2 protein-coding genes are annotated in these 1451 nt (G+C 59.5%); both read left to right on the top strand.

Annotated elements, in window-relative coordinates:
- The coding region (locus BN1127_RS20820; RefSeq protein WP_042650731.1) for a Mu transposase domain-containing protein at positions 1-601 on the top strand (601 nt) is incomplete at its 5' end.
- Positions 602-615: 14 nt separating this feature from the next.
- Positions 616-1371: an IS21-like element ISAs29 family helper ATPase IstB gene (gene istB / locus BN1127_RS20825; protein WP_000194037.1), complete on the top strand. Its 756-nt coding sequence runs from the start codon at positions 616-618 to the stop codon at positions 1369-1371.
- Positions 1372-1451 lie beyond the last annotated feature (80 nt).

Here is a 1451-nt window from a genome sequence, read left to right on the forward strand (position 1 = left end):
GTTGGACCGCCCGGCACTGGGGTCACTACCGGTGCATCCCTATCGCTATGTCGCCATCAAAACGGTCAAGGTCAACATCGACTATCACGTCAGCTATGAGCAGCACCATTACTCGGTGCCGCACCAGTATGTGGGTCAGCAACTGGAGCTCCATGCGGGCGATACCCTGCTTCAGGTCTATCACCAGCAACAGCTGGTCGCGAGCCATCCGCGTAAAACCATCCCGGGGATGAGCACACTCCCTGAGCACATGCCGGAACGTCACAGCAAGCAGCAACGCTGGACGCCAGGGCGTCTTAAGCAGTGGGCTGCCGACATCGGACCGGGCACCTTGTGCTGGGTTAGCGAACGGCTGGCAGAGAAAGCCCATGCCGAGCAGGCATACCGACTCTGCCTGGGACTGCTGAGTCTTAGCCGGGAGTATCCGCCATCACGAGTCGAAGCCTGTTGCCAGCTGGCCAACCGGGAAGGACTGGTGCGGCTCAAGCAGCTCAAGTCGGTGCTGACCAGTGGCCGCGACCAACTGCCCGCAAGTCCGCTCAGTTATCCAGAACTGCCGCAAGAGCACGAGAACATCCGCGGCCCCCAGAGCTTCCACTAAAGAGGATACGTCCCATGACCCAACAAACGCTGACCCGCTTGAGACACCTGAAACTGACCGGCATGGCGGATGCCGTGCAACAACAACTGGAACAGGCAAGTACCTACGAAGGGCTGCCCTTCATCGAGCGGCTAAGCCTGCTGGTCGAACACGAACAACTGAGCCGGGAGCAGCGTAAACAAGCTCGGCTGGTCAAGCAGGCGAGGCTCAAACTCCAGGCCACGGTGCAAGAGGTGGACTACCAGTCTGCACGCAACCTGGAGCGGTCACAGGTGGCAAACCTGGCCCAAGGAGAGTGGCTGCGCCGGGGCCAGAACCTGCTCATTACCGGCCCCTGTGGCTGCGGAAAAACCTACCTAGCCTGTGCGCTGGGCTACCAAGCCTGTCAGCAGGGGCACAGCACTCGTTACTACCGGCTGCCGCGTCTGCTACTTGAGCTGAGCCAGGCCAAGGTAGATGGCAGTTACGCCAGACTGCTGGGTCAACTGGCAAGGATAGAGCTGCTGATCCTGGATGACTGGGGACTGGAAGCGGTGAATGCCGAGCAGCGCAACGCCCTGCTGGAGATCATGGATGATCGGTACGGGAAATACTCGACGGTCGTGGTCAGTCAGCTGCCAACGGAAGAGTGGTACGCGAGCTTGGGGGACAACACTCTGGCAGATGCGATCCTGGACCGGCTGATGCACAACGCTCACCGGCTGTCACTGAAGGGAGAATCGATGAGAAAGAGGAGAAGTGAGTTGACCCAATCTGAACACTCGAGTTAGAAACGGGGTGACGTGAGCGCGTTAAGGATCAGGGTGTTCACGTTGGCCGGAATGGCTGTTCAACTTCGCCGGAATACGCA

The sequence above is a fragment of the Aeromonas media genome, assembly GCF_000819985.1.
Taxonomy (GTDB): Bacteria; Pseudomonadota; Gammaproteobacteria; order Enterobacterales; family Aeromonadaceae; genus Aeromonas; species Aeromonas media.

Excerpts from the sequence above, each read along its gene's own strand:
- istB (WP_000194037.1), top strand. The coding sequence starts at position 616 with ATGACCCAACAAACGCTGACCCGCTTGAGACACCTGAAACTGACCGGC.